General features: G+C 70.0%; 17 protein-coding genes. 11 read left to right on the plus strand and 6 right to left on the minus strand.

What is annotated here, in order from left to right:
• Positions 1-26: 26 nt before the first annotated feature.
• The 6 genes from phoB to QSJ97_RS04730 form a co-directional block, all read right to left on the minus strand.
• Complete coding sequence (gene phoB / locus QSJ97_RS04705; protein WP_285670461.1) at positions 27-731, minus strand: phosphate regulon transcriptional regulator PhoB; 705 nt, start codon at positions 729-731, stop codon at positions 27-29.
• A 35-nt stretch (positions 732-766) separates the two neighbouring features.
• Positions 767-1,483, minus strand: coding sequence for a phosphate signaling complex protein PhoU (phoU, locus tag QSJ97_RS04710; protein WP_285670462.1), 717 nt, complete (start codon positions 1,481-1,483; stop codon positions 767-769).
• Positions 1,484-1,532: 49 nt separating this feature from the next.
• Positions 1,533-2,303 carry a phosphate ABC transporter ATP-binding protein PstB gene (pstB, locus tag QSJ97_RS04715; RefSeq protein WP_285670463.1) on the minus strand — a complete coding sequence of 257 codons (771 nt, stop codon included), beginning with the start codon at positions 2,301-2,303 and terminating at the stop codon, positions 1,533-1,535.
• Positions 2,304-2,326: 23 nt separating this feature from the next.
• Positions 2,327-4,174 (minus strand): phosphate ABC transporter permease PstA, encoded by a 1,848-nt coding sequence (pstA, locus tag QSJ97_RS04720; RefSeq protein WP_285670465.1) that lies wholly within the window; start codon positions 4,172-4,174, stop codon positions 2,327-2,329.
• Between the two features lie 13 nt (positions 4,175-4,187).
• A complete protein-coding gene (gene pstC, locus QSJ97_RS04725) occupies positions 4,188-5,693 on the minus strand; it encodes a phosphate ABC transporter permease subunit PstC (protein WP_434220885.1) in 1,506 nt (501 codons plus the stop codon).
• Positions 5,694-5,818: 125 nt separating this feature from the next.
• Entirely contained in the window at positions 5,819-6,802 is a 984-nt protein-coding gene (locus QSJ97_RS04730; RefSeq protein ID WP_285670466.1) for a substrate-binding domain-containing protein, read from the minus strand.
• Between the two features lie 432 nt (positions 6,803-7,234).
• On the opposite strand from QSJ97_RS04730, the gene QSJ97_RS04735 reads away from it, so the two are divergent.
• The 11 genes from QSJ97_RS04735 (at position 7,235) to QSJ97_RS04785 (ending at position 18,626) form a co-directional block, all read left to right on the plus strand.
• Positions 7,235-8,272 (plus strand): GlxA family transcriptional regulator, encoded by a 1,038-nt coding sequence (locus QSJ97_RS04735; RefSeq protein ID WP_285670467.1) that lies wholly within the window; start codon positions 7,235-7,237, stop codon positions 8,270-8,272.
• A gap of 86 nt (positions 8,273-8,358) precedes the next feature.
• Positions 8,359-9,009: an ABC transporter permease gene (locus QSJ97_RS04740; RefSeq protein ID WP_285670468.1), complete on the plus strand. Its 651-nt coding sequence runs from the start codon at positions 8,359-8,361 to the stop codon at positions 9,007-9,009.
• 108 nt (positions 9,010-9,117) lie between these two features.
• Positions 9,118-10,245: an ABC transporter ATP-binding protein gene (locus tag QSJ97_RS04745; RefSeq protein WP_285670469.1), complete on the plus strand. Its 1,128-nt coding sequence runs from the start codon at positions 9,118-9,120 to the stop codon at positions 10,243-10,245.
• Between the two features lie 15 nt (positions 10,246-10,260).
• Positions 10,261-10,986, plus strand: a complete 726-nt coding sequence (locus QSJ97_RS04750; RefSeq protein WP_285670470.1) for an ABC transporter permease — start codon at positions 10,261-10,263, stop codon at positions 10,984-10,986.
• 98 nt (positions 10,987-11,084) lie between these two features.
• Positions 11,085-11,969 carry a glycine betaine ABC transporter substrate-binding protein gene (locus QSJ97_RS04755; protein WP_285670471.1) on the plus strand — a complete coding sequence of 295 codons (885 nt, stop codon included), beginning with the start codon at positions 11,085-11,087 and terminating at the stop codon, positions 11,967-11,969.
• A gap of 358 nt (positions 11,970-12,327) precedes the next feature.
• Positions 12,328-13,206 (plus strand): nitrilase-related carbon-nitrogen hydrolase, encoded by an 879-nt coding sequence (locus tag QSJ97_RS04760; RefSeq protein WP_285670472.1) that lies wholly within the window; start codon positions 12,328-12,330, stop codon positions 13,204-13,206.
• Positions 13,207-13,237: 31 nt separating this feature from the next.
• Positions 13,238-14,428 (plus strand): acyl-CoA dehydrogenase family protein, encoded by a 1,191-nt coding sequence (locus tag QSJ97_RS04765; RefSeq protein WP_285670473.1) that lies wholly within the window; start codon positions 13,238-13,240, stop codon positions 14,426-14,428.
• A gap of 28 nt (positions 14,429-14,456) precedes the next feature.
• Positions 14,457-16,019 carry a class I adenylate-forming enzyme family protein gene (locus tag QSJ97_RS04770; protein WP_285670474.1) on the plus strand — a complete coding sequence of 521 codons (1,563 nt, stop codon included), beginning with the start codon at positions 14,457-14,459 and terminating at the stop codon, positions 16,017-16,019.
• A gap of 15 nt (positions 16,020-16,034) precedes the next feature.
• Positions 16,035-16,835, plus strand: coding sequence for a crotonase/enoyl-CoA hydratase family protein (locus QSJ97_RS04775; RefSeq protein WP_285670475.1), 801 nt, complete (start codon positions 16,035-16,037; stop codon positions 16,833-16,835).
• Positions 16,836-16,839: 4 nt separating this feature from the next.
• Positions 16,840-17,274, plus strand: coding sequence for a thioesterase family protein (locus tag QSJ97_RS04780; RefSeq protein ID WP_285670476.1), 435 nt, complete (start codon positions 16,840-16,842; stop codon positions 17,272-17,274).
• Positions 17,271-18,626 carry an MmgE/PrpD family protein gene (locus tag QSJ97_RS04785; protein ID WP_285670477.1) on the plus strand — a complete coding sequence of 452 codons (1,356 nt, stop codon included), beginning with the start codon at positions 17,271-17,273 and terminating at the stop codon, positions 18,624-18,626. The genes QSJ97_RS04780 and QSJ97_RS04785 overlap by 4 nt, the downstream gene beginning before the upstream one ends.
• Positions 18,627-20,210 lie beyond the last annotated feature (1,584 nt).

Raw genomic sequence — 20,210 nt, forward strand, 5'->3', positions numbered from 1 at the left:
GGCAACGGCAGACCAGACCCCGGCGCTCAGCGCGCCGGGGTCTGGTAGGTCTCGTCGAGGGCGTAGCCGGCGGCGCGCACCGTGCGGATCGGGTCGCGCTCGCCGCGCCGGTTGAGCGCCTTGCGCAGCCGCCCGACATGGACATCCACCGTGCGCGCCTCGACATAGACGTCGCGGCCCCAGACCAGATCGAGCAGCTGCTCGCGCGAGAACACCCGGCCCGGGCGCTGCATCAGGCAGTCGAGCAGGCGGAACTCGGTGGGGCCGAGATGCACCTCGCGCTCGGCCCGGCGCACGCGGCGGGTCTCGCGGTCGAGCATCAGGTCGCCGAAGGTCGCGACCCCGGCCGAGAGCGTCGGCCGCGAGCGGCGCAGCAGGGCGCGCACCCGGGCGGTGAGCTCCGGCACCGAGAACGGCTTGGTCAGATAGTCGTCGGCGCCGGTGTCGAGCCCGCGGATGCGGTCGTCCTCCTCGGCGCGCGCGGTCAGCATGATCACCGGCACGTCGCGCGTGTCGGCGCGCGAGCGGATCTGCCGGCAGATCTCGATCCCCGAGAGGCCCGGCAGCATCCAGTCGAGGATCACCAGGTCGGGCTTGTCCTCCTCGATGACCAGAAGCGCGTCCTCGCCATCGCCGGAGAGGCGGACCTCGAAGCCTTCCTTCTGGAGATTGTACTCCAGCAGCGCCGAGAGCGCGTCCTCGTCCTCAACCACCAGAACACGGGCTGGCATCGTCATCGTCCTCCTTCAGTGTGCCGCGCCGGCGGTCATCCGTGAAACGGACGCGGCAGCGGCAACTCCCCCAGCGGCTCCCCCTTGGGCCGGCTGTCGCCAAGCGGCCGTCCCTCGACGACGTAGTAGATCATCTCCGAGATGAAGGTCGCGTGGTCCCCGATGCGCTCCAGGTTCTTGGCAACGAACAGGAGCTGCGAGCAGAGGCCGATCAGGTGCTGATCCTCCATCATGTAGGTGATCAGCTCGCGGAAGATCGAGTTGTACATCTCGTCGATCTCGACATCCCGGGTCCAGACCGAGACCGCCAGCGCGGTGTCGCGCGCGGCATAGGCGTCGAGCACCTCCGACACCAGGAGGCGGGTCTGGTTGCCCATGCGCACGATGGAGGAGGAGACCTTGATCGGCTGGTTCTCGTTCAGATAGGTCGCGCGCCGCGAGATGTTCTTGGCCAGGTCGCCGATGCGCTCGAGGGTGGAGGCGATCTTCAGCGCCGCCACCACCTCGCGCAGGTCGTTCGCCATCGGCTGGCGCAGCGCCAGCATCTGGATCGCGAACTCCTCGAAATCCACCTCGAGCTTGTCGAGCCGCACATCCGCGGCGATCACCTCGGCGGCGAGCTCGCTGTCGCGCTCGCGAATCGCCTCGAGCGCCTGGGAGAGCTGCTCCTCGGCGAGCCCTCCCATCTCCGAGATGCGCGTCGAGATCGACTGGAGCTCCGCATCGAAGGCGGTCACGATGTGCTTGCTCACGTCCGCGGTTCCTCTTCAGGGGCGCCCGGGGCGCCCCCGAGCTCATGTGTCAGCCGAACCGGCCGGTGATGTACTGCTGCGTCTTCTCGTGGTCGGGGTTGGTGAAGATCTTCCCCGTCTCGTCGTACTCCAGCACCAGCCCCAGATGGAAGAACGCAGTCTTCTGGCTGACCCGGGCGGCCTGCTGCATCGAGTGGGTCACGATCACCACCGCGTAGTTCTCGCGCAGCTCGTGGATCAGCTCCTCGACCTGGGCGGTGGCGATCGGGTCGAGCGCCGAGCAGGGCTCGTCCATCAGCAGCACCTCGGGCGCGGTGGCGATGGCGCGGGCGATGCAGAGGCGCTGCTGCTGGCCGCCGGAGAGGCCGGTGCCCGGCGCGTCGAGCCGGTCCTTGACCTCGTCCCAGATCGCCGCGCGGCGCAGGCTGTGCTCGACGATGGCGTCGAGATCGGCCTTGCTGTCGGCGAGCCCGTGGATGCGCGGCCCGTAGGCGACGTTGTCGTAGATCGACTTCGGGAACGGGTTCGGCTTCTGGAACACCATGCCGACGCGGGCGCGCAGCTGCACCGGGTCGATCTCGCGGGCATAGATGTCGTGCCCGTCGAGCTCGATGTCGCCGGTCACCCGGCAGACGTCGATGGTGTCGTTCATCCGGTTGAGGCAGCGCAGGAAGGTGGACTTGCCGCAGCCCGAGGGGCCGATGAAGGCGGTCACGGTGTTGTCCTCGATCTCCAGCGAGACGCCTTTGATGGCCTCGTTCTCGCCGTAGTAGACATGCACGTCGCGCGAGACGATCTTGATATCGGTGGTCTGGTCCATGGGTCGGGTCCCTTCTCTCGCGCTTACCAGCGCCGTTCGAACTGCTTGCGGAGGAGCACCGCGAGCGCGTTCATCGCGATGAGGAAGATCAGCAGCACCGAGATCGCCGCGGCGGTCTTGCCGTCGAACAGCCGCTCGGAGTTGTTGTTCCAGAGATAGATCAGCGAGGGCAGCACGTTGCCCTTGTCGGTCGGCGAGAGCGGGGCTTCCTGGATGAAGCTGTTCATGCCGATGATGATCAGCGGCGCGGTCTCGCCGAGGGCCTGGGCCATGGCGATGATCGAGCCGGTGAGGATGCCGGGCATCGCCAGCGGCAGCACGTGATGCGTCGCGGTCTGCAGCTTCGAGGCGCCGATGCCGAGGGCGGCGTCGCGGATCGAGGGCGGCACCGCCTTGATCGAGGCCCGGGCGGCGATGATGATCGTCGGCAGGCTCATCAGCGCCAGCACCACGCCGCCGGCCAGCGGCGTCGAGCGCGGGTCCTCGGTGACCGATTTCAGCAGCCCGTCGAACAGCTCCACGCCGAACAGCTTCACGCCCGAGATCAGCACCGTGATGCCGAGCAGGCCGAACACGATCGAGGGCACCGCGGCGAGGTTGTTGATGTTGATCTCGATCAGGTCGGTCAGCCAGTTCTTCGGCGCGAACTCCTCGAGATAGATCGAGGCCATCACGCCGATCGGGAAGGCCAGCAGGAAGGTCACGATCATCGTCCAGAACGAGCCGACCAGCGCGCCCCAGATGCCGGCGAGCTCGGCGTTGGAGCTGTCCGAGCTGGTCAGCAGGCGCCAGTTCGGCCGCTCGACGATCTTGCCCTGCTGCTCGAAATTGCTGAGCCAGACGATCTGCCGGTCGGAGATGTTGCGGGCGTTCTCGGGGCGCTCGACCAGATCGGCGCGCCAGCCGCCCTCGGCCGCCGGCGCCAGCGTGTCGAGCGGCTCGAGCAGGATGCCGGTGGCGTGCTCGCGGGTCAGCGTGACCAGCTTGATCCAGCCGCCATTGGCGCGCACCAGCACCGAGGGGTCCTCCTCCGTCAGCGTGTATTCCGCCCCGACATCGACCTGGCTCAGGAAGCCGTCGGCCAGGCGGGTCGCCGCCGCCGCCGCCGCGCGGTAGCCCTCGAGCGCCGCCTCGAGCTGCGCCCGCTCGTCGCCGGCGGCGCCGTCGAGCCGGGCGCTGACGCTGGCGATCGCCGCCTGCTGGCGGCTCGCCTCGGCGCGGGCGCGGGCGGCCTGCTCGGCGCGGGCCTGGCGCAGCGCCAGCCGGGCCTCCGACATCGCCTGCGGCGCGAAGCCCAGCGCCACGCTGCCCGGCTCGCCCTCGACCGGCTCGAACCGCAGCTCGCCCTCGGTGCCGGCATCGCCGACCTTGCCGAACTCGCCCTGCCGGTACATCTGCACCTGGTCGTCGAGCAGCGCCTCGAACTGGTACTCCTCGCCGATCAGCATCGGGTCGGCCTTGACCACGTCGCCGAGCTCGAGCCCGGCATCGCGCGAGACCAGGCCGAACAGCTCGCCCTTCTCCTTGCGGCTGAGCGCCTCGCCGCCCGGCACCATGGCGGTGAGGCCGTCGCGCCAGGCGCCGTTGAGCGCGGCGCGGACCCGCGGGTCCGGATCCTGCAGCTTGGCCAGGTCGCGGGCGGAGGGCTCGATCGCCACGTCGATCTCGACATAGCTCTCGGTGAGCACGGTCATGGTCTTGGTCACGATGGTGCTGACCAGCACCACCAGCGCCGCGGCGGCGATCGCGATCGCGATCACGCCATAGGCCTTGAGCCGGAACTGCGCCCAGTGCCGCCGGCTGGTGCGGCGTGCGGACTCGGCCGAGGTGTGGCGGGCCGAGATCGCCGTCATGTCTATGGTCGCGGTCATTGCCCCGGCCCCCTCAATCGTAGGCTTCGCGGTATTTGCGGACGATGCGCAGCGCCACGAGGTTGAGCGCCAGCGTGATGACGAACAGCGTGAAGCCGAGCGTGTAGGCCGGGCCCGCCGCGGTCGCCGCATCGGTGTCGCCGAGGATCAGCATGACGATCTGCACCGTCACGGTGGTCACCTCCTCGAGCGGGTTGATGGTGAGGTTGGCGCCCTGCCCGGCCGCCATCACCACGATCATGGTCTCGCCGACCGCGCGCGAGATGCCGAGCAGCACCGCCGAGACGATGCCCGGCAGCGCCGCCGGCAGCACCACCTGGCGGATCGTCTCGGCCTTGGTGGCGCCGAGGCCGTAGGAGCCGTCGCGCAGGCTCTGCGGCACCGCGTTGATCACGTCGTCCGACAGCGAGGAGATGAAGGGGATGATCATCACCCCCATCACCACGCCGGCGGCCAGCGCCGACTGCGCGGCGACGTCGACGCCCATCCAGGCGCCGGCATCGCGGATCGCCGGGGCCACCGTGATCGCCGCGAAGAAGCCGTAGACCACGGTCGGGATGCCGGCGAGGATCTCCAGCATCGGCTTGGCCCAGGCGCGCACCGACTTGGAGGCGAAATCCGAGAGGTAGATCGCGGCGAAGAGGCCCACCGGCACCGCCACCAGCATCGCGATGATGGTGATCATGAAGGTGCCGACGAAGAGCGGCACGGCGCCGACCTTGTCCGGGTCCATATCGCCGGAATGCACGCCCGAGAGCGGCGACCAGGTGGTGCCGAAGAGGAACTTGTCGATCCGCCAGTCGAGCACGCCGATGGTGAAGTTGAGCGTCTCGCCGATCAGCGAGAGCAGGATGCCCACGGTGGTCAGGATCGCGATGCCGGCAGCCATCAGCAGGATGGTGCGCAGGATCCGCTCCGAGGAGTTGCGGGCGCGGAAGGCGACGCCGATCTTGGCGAAGGTCATGAAGAAGGCGAGCACCGCCATGCCGAGGCTCGCGGCGCAGACCGCGACGACGCGGGTGCCGTCGATCTCGGCGAAGGTCGCGGCGAGGTATTCGCGCAGCGGGTCGACGGCGGAGGCGACGCGGCCCTCGGCGATCCTGCGCGCATCCTGCAGCACCAGGTTCTGCTCGATCTGCAGCATCTCGCGGCCCCCGGCCTTGAGCTGCGCGGCGAGCTCCTCGCCCATCAGGCTGGTGACGTAGCTCAGCCCCAGCGCGTCCATCACGACGAAGGTGCCGAAGCCGGCGATGGCGACCCAGAGCATCGCGTAGAGGCCGTGATAGGCCGGCCGCGAATGCAGGTTCTCGAGATGCCCCCCGGCGGCCGAGACCGATTTCGCGCGGCCGACCGTGAAGGCCGCCAACGCGAGAAGGAAGATCAGCAGCAGCGTGGCCGGAACCATCGCCGGCCCGTCATAGCCGTCCGGGTTCCGTATCAGCGCGACGATGTCGCTGCCGCCGAACACGGCTGTCGCGATGATCGCCACGATTATGGCGATTGTCGTATTTCGGTCCACGTCGAACGCCCCCCGCTCTGGCGAGCGCCCGCGCGCCCGGTGAGGGCGCCTCGCCGGCCACGCCAATTAACGATGTAGAAGGACGCGGGAGCGGCGCGCGGCCGCTCCCGCAGATCGGCTCGGGCTCAGAGGCCTTCGCCGGTCAGGGTGGCCTGGCTCATGACCTGCTCGGCATTGGCCGCATGCGCGTCGGCCGCCAGCGGGATCAGGCCCTTCTCGGCCAGGTAGCCGTACTCGCCCGAGGCGTCCTCGGAGACGAACTCGGCCGCGTACTCCATGATGCCGGGGACGACGCCGACATGGGCCTTCTTGATGTAGAAGTACATGGTGCGGGCGATCGGGTAGTCGCCGGACAGGATGTTGTCGAAGGTCGGCTCGACGCCGTTGATCGACGAGCCCTGCACCTTGTCGGCGTTCTCCTCGAGGAACGAGAAGCCGAACACGCCCACGGCGTTCGGGTTGGCAACCAGCTTCTGAACGATCAGGTTGTCGTTCTCGCCGGCATCGACCCAGGCGCCGTCGTCACGGATCTCGATCTCCTTGCAGAACGCCTTGTCGTTGCCGGCGTCGAGGCAGCCTTTCTGCAGGGCCAGCTCCTCCCAGGAGTCGCGGGTGCCCGAGCTCGGCGGCGGGCCGAGAACCTCGATCTTCATCGCCGGCAGCGAGGGATCGATCTCGTTCCACATCTCCGGCTCGCCCTGGCCCTTCACCAGCGCCTTGAAGAGCTGCTCGCGGGTCAGCGAGAACTCGGCAGAGCCCTTGGCGTTGGCAACGGCGATGCCGTCATAGCCGACGGTCGACTCGATGATCTCGGCGACGCCGTTCTCCTGGCAGAGCTCGAACTCCGAGGCCTTGATGCGGCGCGAGGCGTTGGTGACGTCCGGGTGCTCGGTGCCGACGCCGGCGCAGAACAGCTTCAGGCCGCCGCCCGAACCGGTCGACTCGACGACCGGGGTTGGGAAGGAAGTGGCCTTGCCGAACGCTTCCGCGACCGCGGTCGAGAACGGGAAAACGGTCGACGAGCCGACGATCTTGATCTGGTCGCGGGCGGCGGCGGTGCCGGCGACGGCGATGGCCGCAGCAGCCACAGCGAGGCTAAGCTTCTTCATTCGATCCCTCCAGTGGGTAGGATTTGCACAAGTGCCGAAATCGATCGGGGACGCGGTCGCGCCGATTGCGGTGTCCGTTTCTCCCGAGTCGACAACTTCGCGTTTCGCAGGGGACTGCCTAAGGCCGCTCGGCGACAGGCGGATTACAGATGCGCGACGCTTTCGTGACCTTGCAACACGTTGAAAACGCTAGAGAAAAATTCCGGCCCCGGTTGGTGTTACAGATGCACGGCCAGATTGTGACAGCACGCATGCTTTAATTTTTACAGTTGTTGCGCAGCGCACAAGAGAATCTCCGGGCCCGTCCGATTCGGTGCGATTCGCGCACGCGGCGGGCCGCGGCCCTTCCGTTGCGCGCGAATCTGGACTGTAATCGGCGCGGTGCGGCCGCAGCGTCGCCGACAACGAGACCCAGCCGAAGGAGCCGGGCGCTTGGAGGAGAAGGCACAGCGCGATCCCTGCGCGACCGACGGAGCGAGCCCGGCGCCCTTCAGCGTGAGCTTCCTCGTGCTCGAGGGCTTCTCGATGCTCGCGCTCAGCTCGGCGGTGGAGCCGCTGCGCGCGCTCAACCGGCTGACCGGCGAGGAGCGCTATGTCTGGACCGTGGTGGGCGAGCGCGCCGGCCCGGTGGCGGCCGGCAACGGCATCGAGATCGGCGCCACCTGCGGCGTGCGCGAGGCCCCGCCCTGCGATCTCTGGGTGGTGGTGGCCAGCCTCAGCACCGAGCTCGCCGATCCGGGCGCGGTGTTCGAGCGGCTGCGGCGGATCCGGGCCGAGCGGCGGCTGCTCGGCGCGGTGAGCAACGGCACCCTGATCCTGGCGCAGGCCGGCGTGCTGGGCGACCGGCGGGTGACGATCCACTGGGAGATGCAGCGCCGCCTCGCCGAGGCCTTCCCCGAGCTCGAGGTCCGCCCCGACCTCTACTGCTGGGACCGCGGCGTGCTGAGCGCCGCCGGCGGCACCGCGGCGCTCGACATGTTCCTCGCGCTGATCGCCGAGCGCGACGGCCACAGCGCCGCCGCCGAGGTCTCCGACCAGTTCCTGCACGGGCCGGTGCGGCCCTCCACCGAGATGCAGCGCCAGGACGTGCGCTGGCGCTACCAGGTGACCGACCGGCGGCTGGTGACGGTGATCCGGATCATGGAGGAGCACCAGTCCGACCCGATGCGCATCTGCCGCATCGCCGACACCGCGGGGATCTCGGAGCGGCAGCTCGAACGCCTGTTCGTGTCGGAATTCGGAAAATCGCCGTCGGATTTCTATATGGATATCCGGCTCAAGACGGCACAGCGCTGGTTGCTGAACAGCACCGAAAGCCTCGAAAGAATTTCGGAGATCTCGGGATTTTCCAGCCTCGCGCATTTCAGCCGGAGCTTCAAGGCATGGTCGGGCCTCTCGCCCTCGGTCCTGCGAAAGCGGCATCGGGGCAAGAATGACGGCAACATGCAAGAAGTTGACGTGCGCGCGTAACCCCACCGGACCCTGCTGAGGCTATACCGCAGCGCACCGAGGGCGCGGCGCCGTCGGCCATCAGAAAACCATCCGGGGGACAGCGCATGGAGACGATCCAGTTCGTCGCGAACAATCTTGGCACCATCGGCGAGATGGCGGTCGAGCACATCTCGATCGTCGCCGTCGCGGTCGGCCTCGCGATCCTCACCGGCGTGCCGCTCGGGATCGCCATCACCCAGAACCGGCAGGTGGCCGACACCGTGCTCTACGTCGCCTCGATCATCGTGACGATCCCCTCCATCGCGCTGTTCGGCCTGATGATCCCGGTGCTGTCGCTGATCGGACAGGGCATCGGCTGGTTGCCGGCGGTGATCGCGATCCTGCTCTATTCGCAGCTGCCGATCGTGCGCAACACCTACACCGCCATCACCAATGTCGATCCGGCGCTGCGCGAGGCGGCCCGCGGCATGGGCATGACCGCGGCGCAGCGGCTCTGGCGGGTCGAGATCCCGATCGCGGTGCCGGTCATCATGGCGGGCGTGCGCACCGCGGTGGTGATGAACATCGGCGTCGCCGCCATCGCCGCCTATATCGGCGCCGGCGGGCTCGGCGTGCTGATCTCCCGCGGCATCACCCAGACCGACAGCCGCCAGCTGATCGCCGGGGCCATCGCGGTCTCGCTGCTGGCGATCCTGGCCGACTGGGCGCTGCTGCAGGTCCAGAAGCGCCTGACCCCGGCCGGGCTCACCCGCTGAGCCCCCCAGATCCGCGCCCTGCCCCGAGCCCGGATGCGCGCCCTGCCCGGCGCCCCGGCCGGCGCCCGGCCCAGCCATGACAACACATAGAGCCCAGGAAACGCCCCGATGATCCGCCTCGAGAACCTCACCAAGACCTTCGACACCCCCAATGGCACCGTGGTCGCCGCCGACAAGGTGAACATGGAGGTGCCGTCGGGCGAGATCTGCATCCTGCTCGGCCCCTCGGGCTGCGGCAAGACCACCGCGCTGAAGATGATCAACCGGCTGATCCCGCCGAGCTCGGGCAAGATCTTCATCAACGGCGAGGACACCAGCGGCCTCAACGACATCGAGCTGCGCCGCAAGATCGGCTACGTGATCCAGCAGATCGGCCTGTTCCCGAACATGACGATCGAGGAGAACATCTGCGTCGTGCCGCGGCTGCTGGGCTGGGACCTGAAGCGCGCCCGCGCCCGCGCCGCCGAGCTGCTCGCCCTGGTCGGCCTCGAGCCGCGGCTGTTCCTCAAGCGCTATCCCAAGGAGCTCTCGGGCGGGCAGCAGCAGCGCGTCGGCGTGATCCGGGCGCTGGCCGCCGATCCGCCGGTGATGCTGATGGACGAGCCCTTCGGCGCGATCGACCCGATCAACCGCGAGATCATCCAGGACGAGTTCCTGAAGATGCAGGCGACGCTGAAGAAGACGATCATGTTCGTCAGCCACGACATCGACGAGGCGGTGAAGATGGGCGACAAGATCGCGATCTTCCGCGCCGGCAAGATCGAGCAGTACGACGCGCCGGACCGCATCCTCGCGCATCCCGTGAACGCCTTCGTGGCGGATTTCGTCGGCGCCGACCGCACGCTGAAGCGGCTGCGCCTGATCACCGCCGAGGAGGTCGCCGACCCGGACGCCCCGGTGATCGCGCGGCACGGCCGGGCGGCGGATGCGGCGGCGATGCTGCGCAATTCCGACCACCGCTTCCTGGTGGTGATCGATGCCGACCATCGCCCGGTGGGCTATGTCACCGCCGAGGAGGCGGAGGGCAGCTCGGGCCTCGTCGGCGATCTGGCGCATCCGCTGCCGGCGACCGTGCCGGTGCGCGCCGACCTGCGCGCCGTGGTCTCCGAGATGTTCGCCCATGACACGCTCTGGCTGACGCTGGTGGACGATGGCGGGCGCTTTGCCGGCGTGGTCACCCAGCCCGCCGTGACGCGCTGCCTCGGCGAGACCTATGCCCGTGCGAACGCGGCCTGAGGGGGAACCGGAGAGATGCGCAAGAGCTTCAACCTCATGGGGGCGGTCCTGCCCCTCGGCCTCTTCGCCCTCGGGGCCTGGGCCGGCACCTCCGGGCTGATCGGCCAGATCGGCACCTACTGGGAGGACATCGTCTACCTCACCCAGCAGCACATGGTGCTGGTCGGGGCCTCCGGCGGCGCGGCGATCCTCGTCGGCATCCCGGTCGGCATCTGGCTCTCGCGGCCCTCGATGGAGCGCCATGCCGAGACCGTGATGCAGGTCTTCAACATCGGCACCACGATCCCGACGCTGGCGGTGATCGCGCTGTCGATGACGATCCTCGGCATCGGCTTCGCGCCGGCCTTCTTCGGGCTCTTCGTGGCCTCGCTGCTGCCGATCGTGCGCAACACCTATGCCGGGCTGCTGGCGGTGCCGGCGCATCTCAAGGAAGCCGCCCTCGGCATGGGCATGACCCGCGGCCAGATCCTCTGGCGGGTCGAGCTGCCGAACGCGCTCTACGTGATGTTCTCCGGCGTGCGCACCGCGCTCGCGATCAATGTCGGGACCACGCCGCTGGCCTTCCTGATCGGCGGCGGCGGGCTCGGCGAGCTGATCTTCACCGGCATCGACCTCATGGACACCTCCATGCTGCTCGCCGGCGCCATCCCCACCGCGATGCTCGCGGTGCTGGTCGACTTCCTGACGGGACAGGGCCAGCTGCGCCTCATCCCCAGGGGTGTGAACCCGCTCCGGGTCTGAGACCCGGGCGGACGGAACCTGACGGAAAACCACCGAGACACCACCGAGACAACGGGCCTACCAACGCAAATGACGGGCCAACCAAAGGAGACGCCCCGATGATGACCTACCTGAAATCCGCCTTCGCCGGCCTTGCCCTCGCGGGCCTCGGGTTCGGCGCCGCTGCCGACGAGATCGTGGTCGGCGGCAAGAACTTCACCGAGCAGCAGCTGCTCTCGGCGATCACCGAGCAGCTTCTCGCCGGCCACGGCTTCGAGGTCGACAACGTCGCCGGCATGGGCTCCGCCGCCGTGCGCCAGGCCATGGAGAACGGCCAGATCGACGTCTACTGGGAGTATACCGGCACCTCGCTGATCACCTACAACAAGGTCGAGGGCCGGTTCACCGCCGACGAGACCTATGCCAAGGTCAAGGAGCTCGACGCCAAGGTCGGCATCGTCTGGCTCAACCCCTCGGCGGCCAACAACACCTATGCGCTGGCGATGCGCAAGGACGACGCCGCGGCGAAGGGCATCGCGACGCTCTCCGACCTCTCGGCCCGGGTCAACGGCGAGGGCGACCTCGTGTTCGCCTCCAACGCCGAGTTCTATGCCCGCCCCGACGGCCTGAAGCCGCTGCAGGAGGCCTATGGCTTCGAGTTCGGCCGCTCCAACGTCAAGCGGATGGACAGCGGCCTCGTCTACCAGGCGCTGAAGGATGCGCAGGTCGATGTCGGCCTGGTGTTCGCCACCGACGGGCGCATCCCGGCCTTCGACTTCGTGGTGCTGGCCGACGACAAGGGCTATTTCCCGGCCTATTCGCTGGCGCCGGTGGTGCGGGCCGAGGTGCTCGAGGCCAACCCCAAGCTCGCCGAGCTGCTGAACGCGATGGCCGCCAAGCTCGACGACGCGACGATGGCCGCGCTGAACGCCCGCGTCGATGTCGAGAAGGTCTCGGTGGAGAACGTCGCGGCGGAGTTCCTGAAGGCGCAGGGTCTCATCTGAGGCACCCCGGGGCGCCGGCCGGGGGGAGGTTCCGCGCGAACCCCGCCCGGCCGGAACCCCGGCCCGGACCTGCCGGCCGGACCTACCGGCGAGACCTGCCGGCGGGAGCTTCGCACCGGACCTTCGCACCGGACTTCGGGCTGAACATTCGCGCCGGATTTTCAGCCCGAACCTTCGCACCGGACCTCCCGGCCAGACCTCCCTGCGGATGTTCCGCCCGAACCTCCGCGCCCCGAGGGAGACCTGCCCAGGCGAGCCGGATCGGCCGGATGGCGTATCCTGCGCCCCGCCGGAACCGCACCGAGCCGCGACCGAAACCAGACGGCCCGCAACCGGGCAGAGACCGAGGTCCAGAGCAATGTCCCGAGACCCCCTCAAGATCGGCGCCGCGCAGTTCGCCAGCGAGATCGGCGATGTCGATGCCAATATCGACCGGCACCTGCACTGGATCGCCGAGGGCCGCGCCGCCGGGCTCGACATGCTGGTGCTGCCGGAGGTCTCGCTGACCGGCCATCACGGCGCCGAGCACCTGCTCGACTGCGCGATGAAGCGGACCGACCCGCGCCTGACGCGCCTCGCCGCGGCGGCCGGGCCGATGGCCACGGTGGTCGGCTTCATCGAGGAGGGCCCCGGCGCGCAGTTCTACAACGCCGCCGCGGTGCTGCAGGGCGGCCGGATGGTGCACCTGCACCGCAAGGTCAACCTGCCGACCTACGGCCTCCTCGAGGAGGGCAAGCACTATGCCCAGGGCCGCTTCGTCGACACCTGGGAGATCGACGGCGACTGGCGCGGCGGGCTGCTGATCTGCGCCGATGCCTGGAACCCGGCGCTGACGCATCTCGCCTTTCTGCACGGCGCGACGCTGCTGACGGTGCCGGTGAGCTCCGGGGTCGAGGCGGTCGGCGCCGATTTCGACAACCCGGCCGGCTGGGCGCTGACGGTGCGCTTCTACGCCATGATGTACGGCGCGCCGGTGGTGATGGTGAACCGCACCGGCCGCGAGAAGGGGCTGACCTTCTGGGGCGGCTCGCGGATCGTCGATCCCTTCGGCCGCGAGATCGCGGTGGCCGGCGAGGGCGAGGAGATGATCTCGGCCGAGCTCGACTATGCCGTGGTGCGCAAGGCCCGGCACCTGCTGCCCACCGTGCGCGACAGCAACATGAGCCTCGTGCTGCGCGAGACCGGCCGCCTCGTCGAGCGGCTCGGCGTGCCCGATTTCGTCCGCGACGACAACTGACCCCGAAACCGGCCCCCAAGGAGCCCGACCGATGCGCGATTTCTTCCTGACCGACGAGGACCGGGCCTTCCGGGCCGAGATCCGGGGCTTCATGGAGCGCGAGCTCGCCCCCCGGCTCGACCGGATCGAAGGCGCCGAGGACTGGGACGCCCAGCTCGAGATCTGCCGCGCGCTCGGCGAGGCGGGCTATCTCAAGGTGATGTTCCGCGATCTCTATGCCGGCAGCCTCTCGGCGCCGGGGCTGACCCATGCGGTGATCGTCTCGGAGGAGGCGGCGCGGCTCAACTATGCCTTCGAGACCACCATCGCCACCGCGCTCTCCTGCGCCTATCCGCTGCACGCCCATGCCACGGCGGAGATCCGCGAGCGCTTCCTGCTGGAGATCCTCGAGGGCCGCGCGGTCGGCTCGATCTGCATGACCGAGCCCAATGTCGGCTCCGACAGCGCCGGCATGGAGACCCGCATCCGCTTCGACGAGAGCACCCGCGAATGGGTGATCGACGGCTTCAAGCGCTACATCTCCAATGCCTCGAAGGCGGATGTCTACATCGTCTGGGGCATCACCGACCCGGACGTGGCGCCGCAGAAGGGCATGAGCGCCATCGCGGTGCCGGCCGGCACGCCCGGGCTCGGCTTCCCGCGCACCTACGACTTCATGGGCCGGCGCGGCTGCGTGGTCGGCGAGGTGACGCTCGACGGCGTGCGGGTGCCGGAGGCCAACCTGCTCGGCGCGGTCGGCGGCGGCTTCCGCATCATGCTCGGCGCCTTCAACTTCGAGCGGGTGATCCTCGGCGGCTCGGGGCTCGGCGTCGCGCGCTCGGCCTTCGAGATCGCCAAGGCCCATGCCGAGAGCCGCAGCGCCTTCGGCCGGAAGCTCGGCAGCAAGCAGCTGATCTGGGACATGATCGCGCAGATGTCCTGGCGGATCGACGCGTCGGAGCTGCTGACCCACCGCGCGGCGAAGATGTACGACGCCGGCATCGACGGCAAGGAACTGATGCGCGAGGCCAGCCAGGCCAAGCTCGTGGCCACCGAGACGGCGGTGTTCTGCGCCGACCGCGCGGTGCAGATCCTCGGCGGCGACGGCGTCACGCGCCAGTATGGGCGGGCCGAGCAGATCTATCGCGACGCCCGCGCGCTGCCGATCGTCGGCGGCACCTCCGAGATGTGCAAATACCTGATCGCGGCGCGCGAGATGCCCTCGATCAAGCCCGATCTCTGACCCTCACACACAGCAGGACGAGACAGCGATGAACATCGCCCGCATCCTCGAGGCTTCGGCCGAACGCTATCCCAACCACACCGCGCTGGTCTTCGAGGACCGGCGCTGGACCTATGTCGAATGGCTCGGCCGGGTCCGCCGCTTCGCCCAGGCGCTGGCCGATCTCGGGGTGCGCCCGGGCGACCGGGTGGCGTTCTACGTCTCCACCTCCGAGAACTCGGTGACGACCTATTTCGCCTGCCAGGTGCTCGGCGCGGTGGCGGTGCCGCTCAACTTCCGGCTCTCGCCGGGCGAGGCGGCCTACATCATCCAGGACAGCGGCGCCCGGGTGCTGGTCTATGGCCGCCACCTCACCGAGAACGCGCTGAAGATCGCCGCCCAGGTCCGCTCGGTGCACGACTTCATCGGCTGCGCCTATGATCGGGCCAACGTGCCCGAGGGCCACCACCATTTCGACACGCTGGCCGAGCAGACCGAGGACCGCAACGAGCCGCGGCCGGCGCCGCGCGCCGATGCGCTCTCGGCGCTGGTCTACACCTCCGGCACCACCGGCCGGCCCAAGGGCGTGATGCACACCCATGCCAACGACATGGCCATCGCGATGAACTGCGTGATGGAATACGGCCTCAGCCACAACGACAACGCGCTGCACATCGCGCCGCTCTATCACGTCGGCGGGATGCAGGCCTATTTCATCCCGCACATGATGGTCGGCGGCACCAACATCGTGCTCGGCCGCTACGAGGCGGAGAAGACGCTGGAGATCATCCAGACCGAGCGCATCACCACGCTCTTCGCGGTGCCGACGCAGATCCAGGAGATGCTGTTCCACCCGCGGTTCAGGGACTACGACGTTTCCTCGCTCAGGCTGATGACCACCGGCGGCGCGGCGATCTCGGCGACCACGATGGAGCGGGTGATCACCGAGTTCTGCCCCAACATCTACAACGGCTACGGCATGACCGAGGCCTCGCTGACGCTGATCCTGCACCCGGAGGACGCGCTGGACCGGCTCGGCTCCTGCGGCAAGCCGACGCTGATCACCGAGGCCCGCGTGCTGGTCAACGACCCGGCCCGCGAGGTCGCGCCCTCCGAGACCGTGCCGGCCGGCGAGATCGGCCAGCTCATCGTGCGCGGGCCGCAGGCGATGGAGGGCTACTGGAACAAGCCCTTCGAGACCGCCAAGAAGCTGAAGGCGGGCTGGATCTATACCGGCGACCTGTTCTCCAAGGATGCCGACGGGTTCTACTATTTCCACGGCCGGGCCGACGACATGATCGTCTCGGGCGGCGAGAACATCTATCCGCGGGAGGTCGAGGAGATCCTCTACAAGGTGCCCGGCGTGCAGGAGGCCGCGGTGCTCGGCCTGCCGGACGAGAAATGGGGCCAGATCGTCGCCGCCTTCGTGGTGCGCAGCGACCCCGCGATCGACGCCGCGGCGCTGGACGCCTTCTTCAGGGCCAGCGAGGAGATCGCCCCCTACAAGCGGCCGAAGCGCTACGAGTTCGTCGAGACGCTGCCCACCAACCCCTCCGGCAAGGTGCTGAAGCGCGAGCTGCTCGCCGCCTACAGCCCTGCCGCCGCAGCCTGAGGAAAGGACCCCCGGATGACCGAGAAGCTTCTCTACGAGCAGGACGGCGCCGTCGTCACGCTCACCTTCAACATGCCCGAGACGCGCAACGCGCTGACCGATCACGACCTCTGCGACGCCATCGTCGCCGCCATGGGCCGGATCAACCACGACCAGTCGGTGCGGGTGGCGATCGTCACCGGCGCCGGCAAGGCCTTCTCCTCGGGCGGCAACCTCAAGCACATGAAGGAGAAGCAGGGCACCTTCGCCGGCGACGCGGTGGCGGTGAAGGACGGCTACCGCAAGGGCATCCAGCGCGTCGCCCGGGCGATGTGGGAATGCGAGGTGCCGCTGATCGCCGCGGTCAACGGCCCGGCCTATGGCGCCGGCTGCGACACCACCTGCCTCTGCGACATCCGCATCGCCTCCAGCGCCGCCACCTTCGCCGAGAACTTCGTCAATGTCGGGCTGATCTCGGGCGATGGCGGGGCCTGGCTGCTGCCGCGCCAGGTCGGGCTCTCGCGCGCCGCCGAGATGAGCTTCACCGCCGATCCGGTGGATGCCGAGACCGCGCTGGCCTGGGGGCTGGTCTCGCGCGTGGTGGCGCCGGAGGAGCTGCTGCCGGCGGCCCGGGCGCTGGCCGCCCGCATCGCCCGCAACCCGCCGCGCCAGCTGCGCATGGCGAAACGGCTGCTGCGCGAGGGGCTCAACACCCGGCTCGACAGCGTGCTCGAGCTTGCCGCCGCCTATCAGGGCGCCTGCCACCAGACCGCCGATCACGACGAGGCCGTCGACGCGCTGCTCGAGAAGCGCGGGGCGGTCTTCACCGGGGGCTGAGCCGGTGCCGCTGGTCGTCCTCGAGGGTGCCGTGCCGCCGGACTGGGCGGATGCCGGCGGCCGGATGCGCGCCGCCGCCGCCTGCCTCGCCTTCGCCGAGGCGAGCGAGCTGGCGCTCGAGCGGCTCGGCCTCGGCGTCGCCTACCGCGCCGCGACCGGCTGCCTCGCCGAGCCGGCGGAGGCGCGCTACCGCTATCGCGCGGCGCTGGCGCGCGGCGATGCCTACCGGGTGCTCGCCTGGCTCGACGGCGCCGATGCCCGGCGCCTCGCGCTCAGCCACCGCATGGTGTCGGCCGGCGGGCGCCTCGCCGCCGAGGCCGAGATCCTGCTCCGCCACACCGAGCGGGGCGGCGACCGCGCCCTGCCCTTCCCCCCCGAGATCCGCGCCCGGCTGACCCGCCTCGCGCCCTCGCAAGCCATCAGGAGCTTCGCAGCATGACCACCCCCTTCCTCGATTTCGTCCATGATCTCCGGCACGACGACCTGCCCGACACCGTGCGCGCCGAGGCCCGGCGCTGGATCCTCGATCTCTGCGGCGTCGCCGCCGGCGGCGCGCAGACCGCGCTCTCGCGCATCATCCGCGGCCATGCGGCGGCGCAGTTCGGCGCCGGTGCCGGCACCGGCAGCGCGCGCATGCTGATGGACGGGCGCGCCGTGAGCGCGGCCGGCGCGGCGCTCGCCGGCGGCATGACCATCGACGCGCTCGACGGCCATGACGGGCACAAGCTCACCAAGGGCCATGTCGGCTGCGGGCTGTTCCCGGCGGCGCTCGCCGTCGCCGAGGCCGAGGGCCGGACCGACGGCGCCGAGTTCCTCGCCGCCATCGTCATCGGCTACGAGATCGGCAGCCGCGCCGGCATCGCGCTGCACCGCACGGCGCCGGACTATCACACCTCCGGCGCCTGGATCGCGCCCACCGTCGCGGCGGTGGCATCGCGGCTGATGGGGCTGGGCGGCGCCGCCACCCGCGAGGCCATCGGCATCGCCGAGTATCACGGCCCGCGCAGCCAGATGATGCGCTGCATCGACCACCCGACCATGGTCAAGGACGGCTCCGGCTGGGGCGCGATGGCCGGCGTCTCGGCGGCCTGCCTGGCGGCGGACGGCTTCACCGGCGCCCCCGCGATCACCGTCGAGGGCGACGACGTCGCCGATATCTGGGGCGATCTCGGCAGCCGCTGGCGGATCTTCGAGCAGTATTGCAAGCCCTATCCGGTGTGCCGCTGGGCGCAGCCGCCGCTGCAGGCGGTGCTGGGCCTGCGCGCGGCGCACGGGCTCTCCTCCGAGCAGGTCGAGCGGATCGAGGTCGCGACCTTCCACCAGTCGGTGCGGCTGGCGACGCGCCGGCCGAAGACCACCGAGGAGGCGCAGTACTCCACCGCCTTCCCCACCGCCGCGGCGATGGTGCGCGGCCGCGTCGGCGCCGAGGAGGTGGCCGAGGGCGCCTTCACCGATCCGGAGATCCTGCGCCTCGCCGACGGCATGGTGTTTGCCGAGGAGGAGGCATACAACGCCGCCTTCCCGGCGCGCCGCTTCGCCCATGTCACGCTGGTCCTGAAGGACGGCCGGCGGCTCGCCTCGGAGCGCACCGAGGCGCTGGGCGACCCGGAGGCGCCGCTGCCCCAGGCCGCGATCGTCGCGAAGTTCCACGGCCTCGCCGACCCGGTGATCGGCCGCCCCGCCGCCGAGGCCCTGGCCGCCGCCGTCGAGGGCCTCGGCCAGGGCGGCAGCGCCGCGACGCTGGCCGACCGCCTCTGCGCCGCCCCGGTCCCCGCCGCCGCGGTGGCCTGAGCGCTCCCGCCCCCGCCCTCGCTCCCGCCGCCCCGGGCGCACGTCGCCCCGGGCGGCGCCCCGCCCCCGGGGCGGCTCATCCCCCGGGGCCGCGACAGCCCCAACCGTCGCCGCGCCCCGAACCGCGCCCAGCCCTCGCAGGACGATGCCGAGCGCAGTGCCCCATCAGCCCTCAGCAAGCCCACCCGCGACAGCCGCCGAGCGCAGCGCCCCCACGCGCCGATGCGCCGCGTATGCTCCAACACTGCCGCCCGCCCGGCGCCGGCACCGCCTATCGGCAACAATCGCCGAGCCAAAGCCCTCTCGCGCCAGTGCGCCGCCGGCTCCGAGGTGCTGCACCCCGCCGCGCGCCGGCACCGCCCACCCGCGATGATCGCAGAATGCGGCGCCCTCCCGCACCAGCGCGCCGCGGCCGTTCCGATGGCGCAGCCTGCCGGAGCGCCGGCACCGCCCACCCACGACGGCCGCCGAGATGGGCGCCCTCCCGCACCAGCGCGCCGTGAATGTCCCGATGGCGCAGCCTTCCGGAGCGCCGGCACCGCCCACCCACGACGGCCGCCGAGATGGGCGCCCTCTCGCGCCAGCGCGCCGCAGCCGTGCCGATGGCGCAGCCTGCCGGAGCGCCGGCACCGCCCACCCGCAACGGCCGCCGAGATGGGCGCCTCTCGCGCCAGCGCGCCGCGAATTTCCCGATGGCGCACCTAGCCAGGAACCGGCAGCTCCTACCGTCGATGGTTGCTGATCGCGGCGCCCTCTCCCGCCGATGCGCCATGGATGACCGCCAACGACGGTCACCGGACGTGCAACCCCTTCGCGCCGATGTGCCTTCAGATCCTTCGGCGCTGCATCCAGCCGGGCGAGGGCATCACCTCACCCGCGATGATCGCCGATTGCGGTGCCCTCTCGCGCAAGTTTGCCGTGCGTGTTCCGATGATGCGCCCCGCCGGGCGCCAGCACCGTCCACCGGCGACGGTCGCCGAGCGAGTCAGCCATTCGCGTCCGTGCGCCGCGGATCTTCCGATAGCGCGACCCGCTGAGTGCCATGCTGACCGCCAACGACGGCCACCGAACGCCGAGCCCATTTTCGCCGATGCACCGCGGGTGTTCCGGTGCTGCACTCCATCAGGCGCCGGCACCACTCACCCGCGACGATCGCCGAGCGAATGGCCCTCTCGCGCCAGTACGCCACGAGCGTTCCGGCAGGGCATTGCTGCGAAACATGGAACGCCCGGTGCCTCGGCCGGATCGGGCGAACTGGCGGCCGCAGGCGTCGTCGGTCCCCGGCGACCGGCTACCGGAGGAGTCGCCGCCGCTGCCATTGCCGCACTCCCAGACCTATCCCCGCCATCGCCGCGGCGAAAACGGGCCCGGCGCCGTCTAGCGGCGATGGCGGCCGAGCGCTGTACCCTTTGGCATCGGTGCGCTGCGGGCGTTCCGGTGCGGCTTAGATGCGAAACTTGGAGCACCTGGTGCCGTGGCCGGATCGGGGGAACTGGCGGCCGCAGCCGCCCGCTGTCTCGGCGGTCAGCTTCCGGGGGAGCCGCCGCTCCCTTTGCCGCATTCCCGACCTCACCCCGCCTTCGC

Origin of the sequence: Paralimibaculum aggregatum, from assembly GCF_030270585.1 — a bacterium.
Lineage (GTDB): Bacteria > Pseudomonadota > Alphaproteobacteria > Rhodobacterales > Rhodobacteraceae > Thermohalobaculum > Thermohalobaculum aggregatum.

Bases quoted from the DNA above. Each gene is read 5' to 3' on its own strand.
- pstA (WP_285670465.1), bottom strand. From the start codon at position 4,174: ATGACCGCGACCATAGACATGACGGCGATCTCGGCCCGCCACACCTCG.
- QSJ97_RS04775 (WP_285670475.1), top strand. From the start codon at position 16,035: ATGACCGAGAAGCTTCTCTACGAGCAGGACGGCGCCGTCGTCACGCTC.
- QSJ97_RS04745 (WP_285670469.1), top strand. From the start codon at position 9,118: ATGATCCGCCTCGAGAACCTCACCAAGACCTTCGACACCCCCAATGGC.
- QSJ97_RS04770 (WP_285670474.1), top strand. From the start codon at position 14,457: ATGAACATCGCCCGCATCCTCGAGGCTTCGGCCGAACGCTATCCCAAC.
- QSJ97_RS04760 (WP_285670472.1), top strand. From the start codon at position 12,328: ATGTCCCGAGACCCCCTCAAGATCGGCGCCGCGCAGTTCGCCAGCGAG.
- pstB (WP_285670463.1), bottom strand. From the start codon at position 2,303: ATGGACCAGACCACCGATATCAAGATCGTCTCGCGCGACGTGCATGTC.
- QSJ97_RS04750 (WP_285670470.1), top strand. From the start codon at position 10,261: ATGCGCAAGAGCTTCAACCTCATGGGGGCGGTCCTGCCCCTCGGCCTC.
- QSJ97_RS04785 (WP_285670477.1), top strand. From the start codon at position 17,271: ATGACCACCCCCTTCCTCGATTTCGTCCATGATCTCCGGCACGACGAC.
- QSJ97_RS04765 (WP_285670473.1), top strand. From the start codon at position 13,238: ATGCGCGATTTCTTCCTGACCGACGAGGACCGGGCCTTCCGGGCCGAG.
- QSJ97_RS04740 (WP_285670468.1), top strand. From the start codon at position 8,359: ATGGAGACGATCCAGTTCGTCGCGAACAATCTTGGCACCATCGGCGAG.
- phoB (WP_285670461.1), bottom strand. From the start codon at position 731: ATGCCAGCCCGTGTTCTGGTGGTTGAGGACGAGGACGCGCTCTCGGCG.
- QSJ97_RS04730 (WP_285670466.1), bottom strand. From the start codon at position 6,802: ATGAAGAAGCTTAGCCTCGCTGTGGCTGCTGCGGCCATCGCCGTCGCC.
- QSJ97_RS04755 (WP_285670471.1), top strand. From the start codon at position 11,085: ATGATGACCTACCTGAAATCCGCCTTCGCCGGCCTTGCCCTCGCGGGC.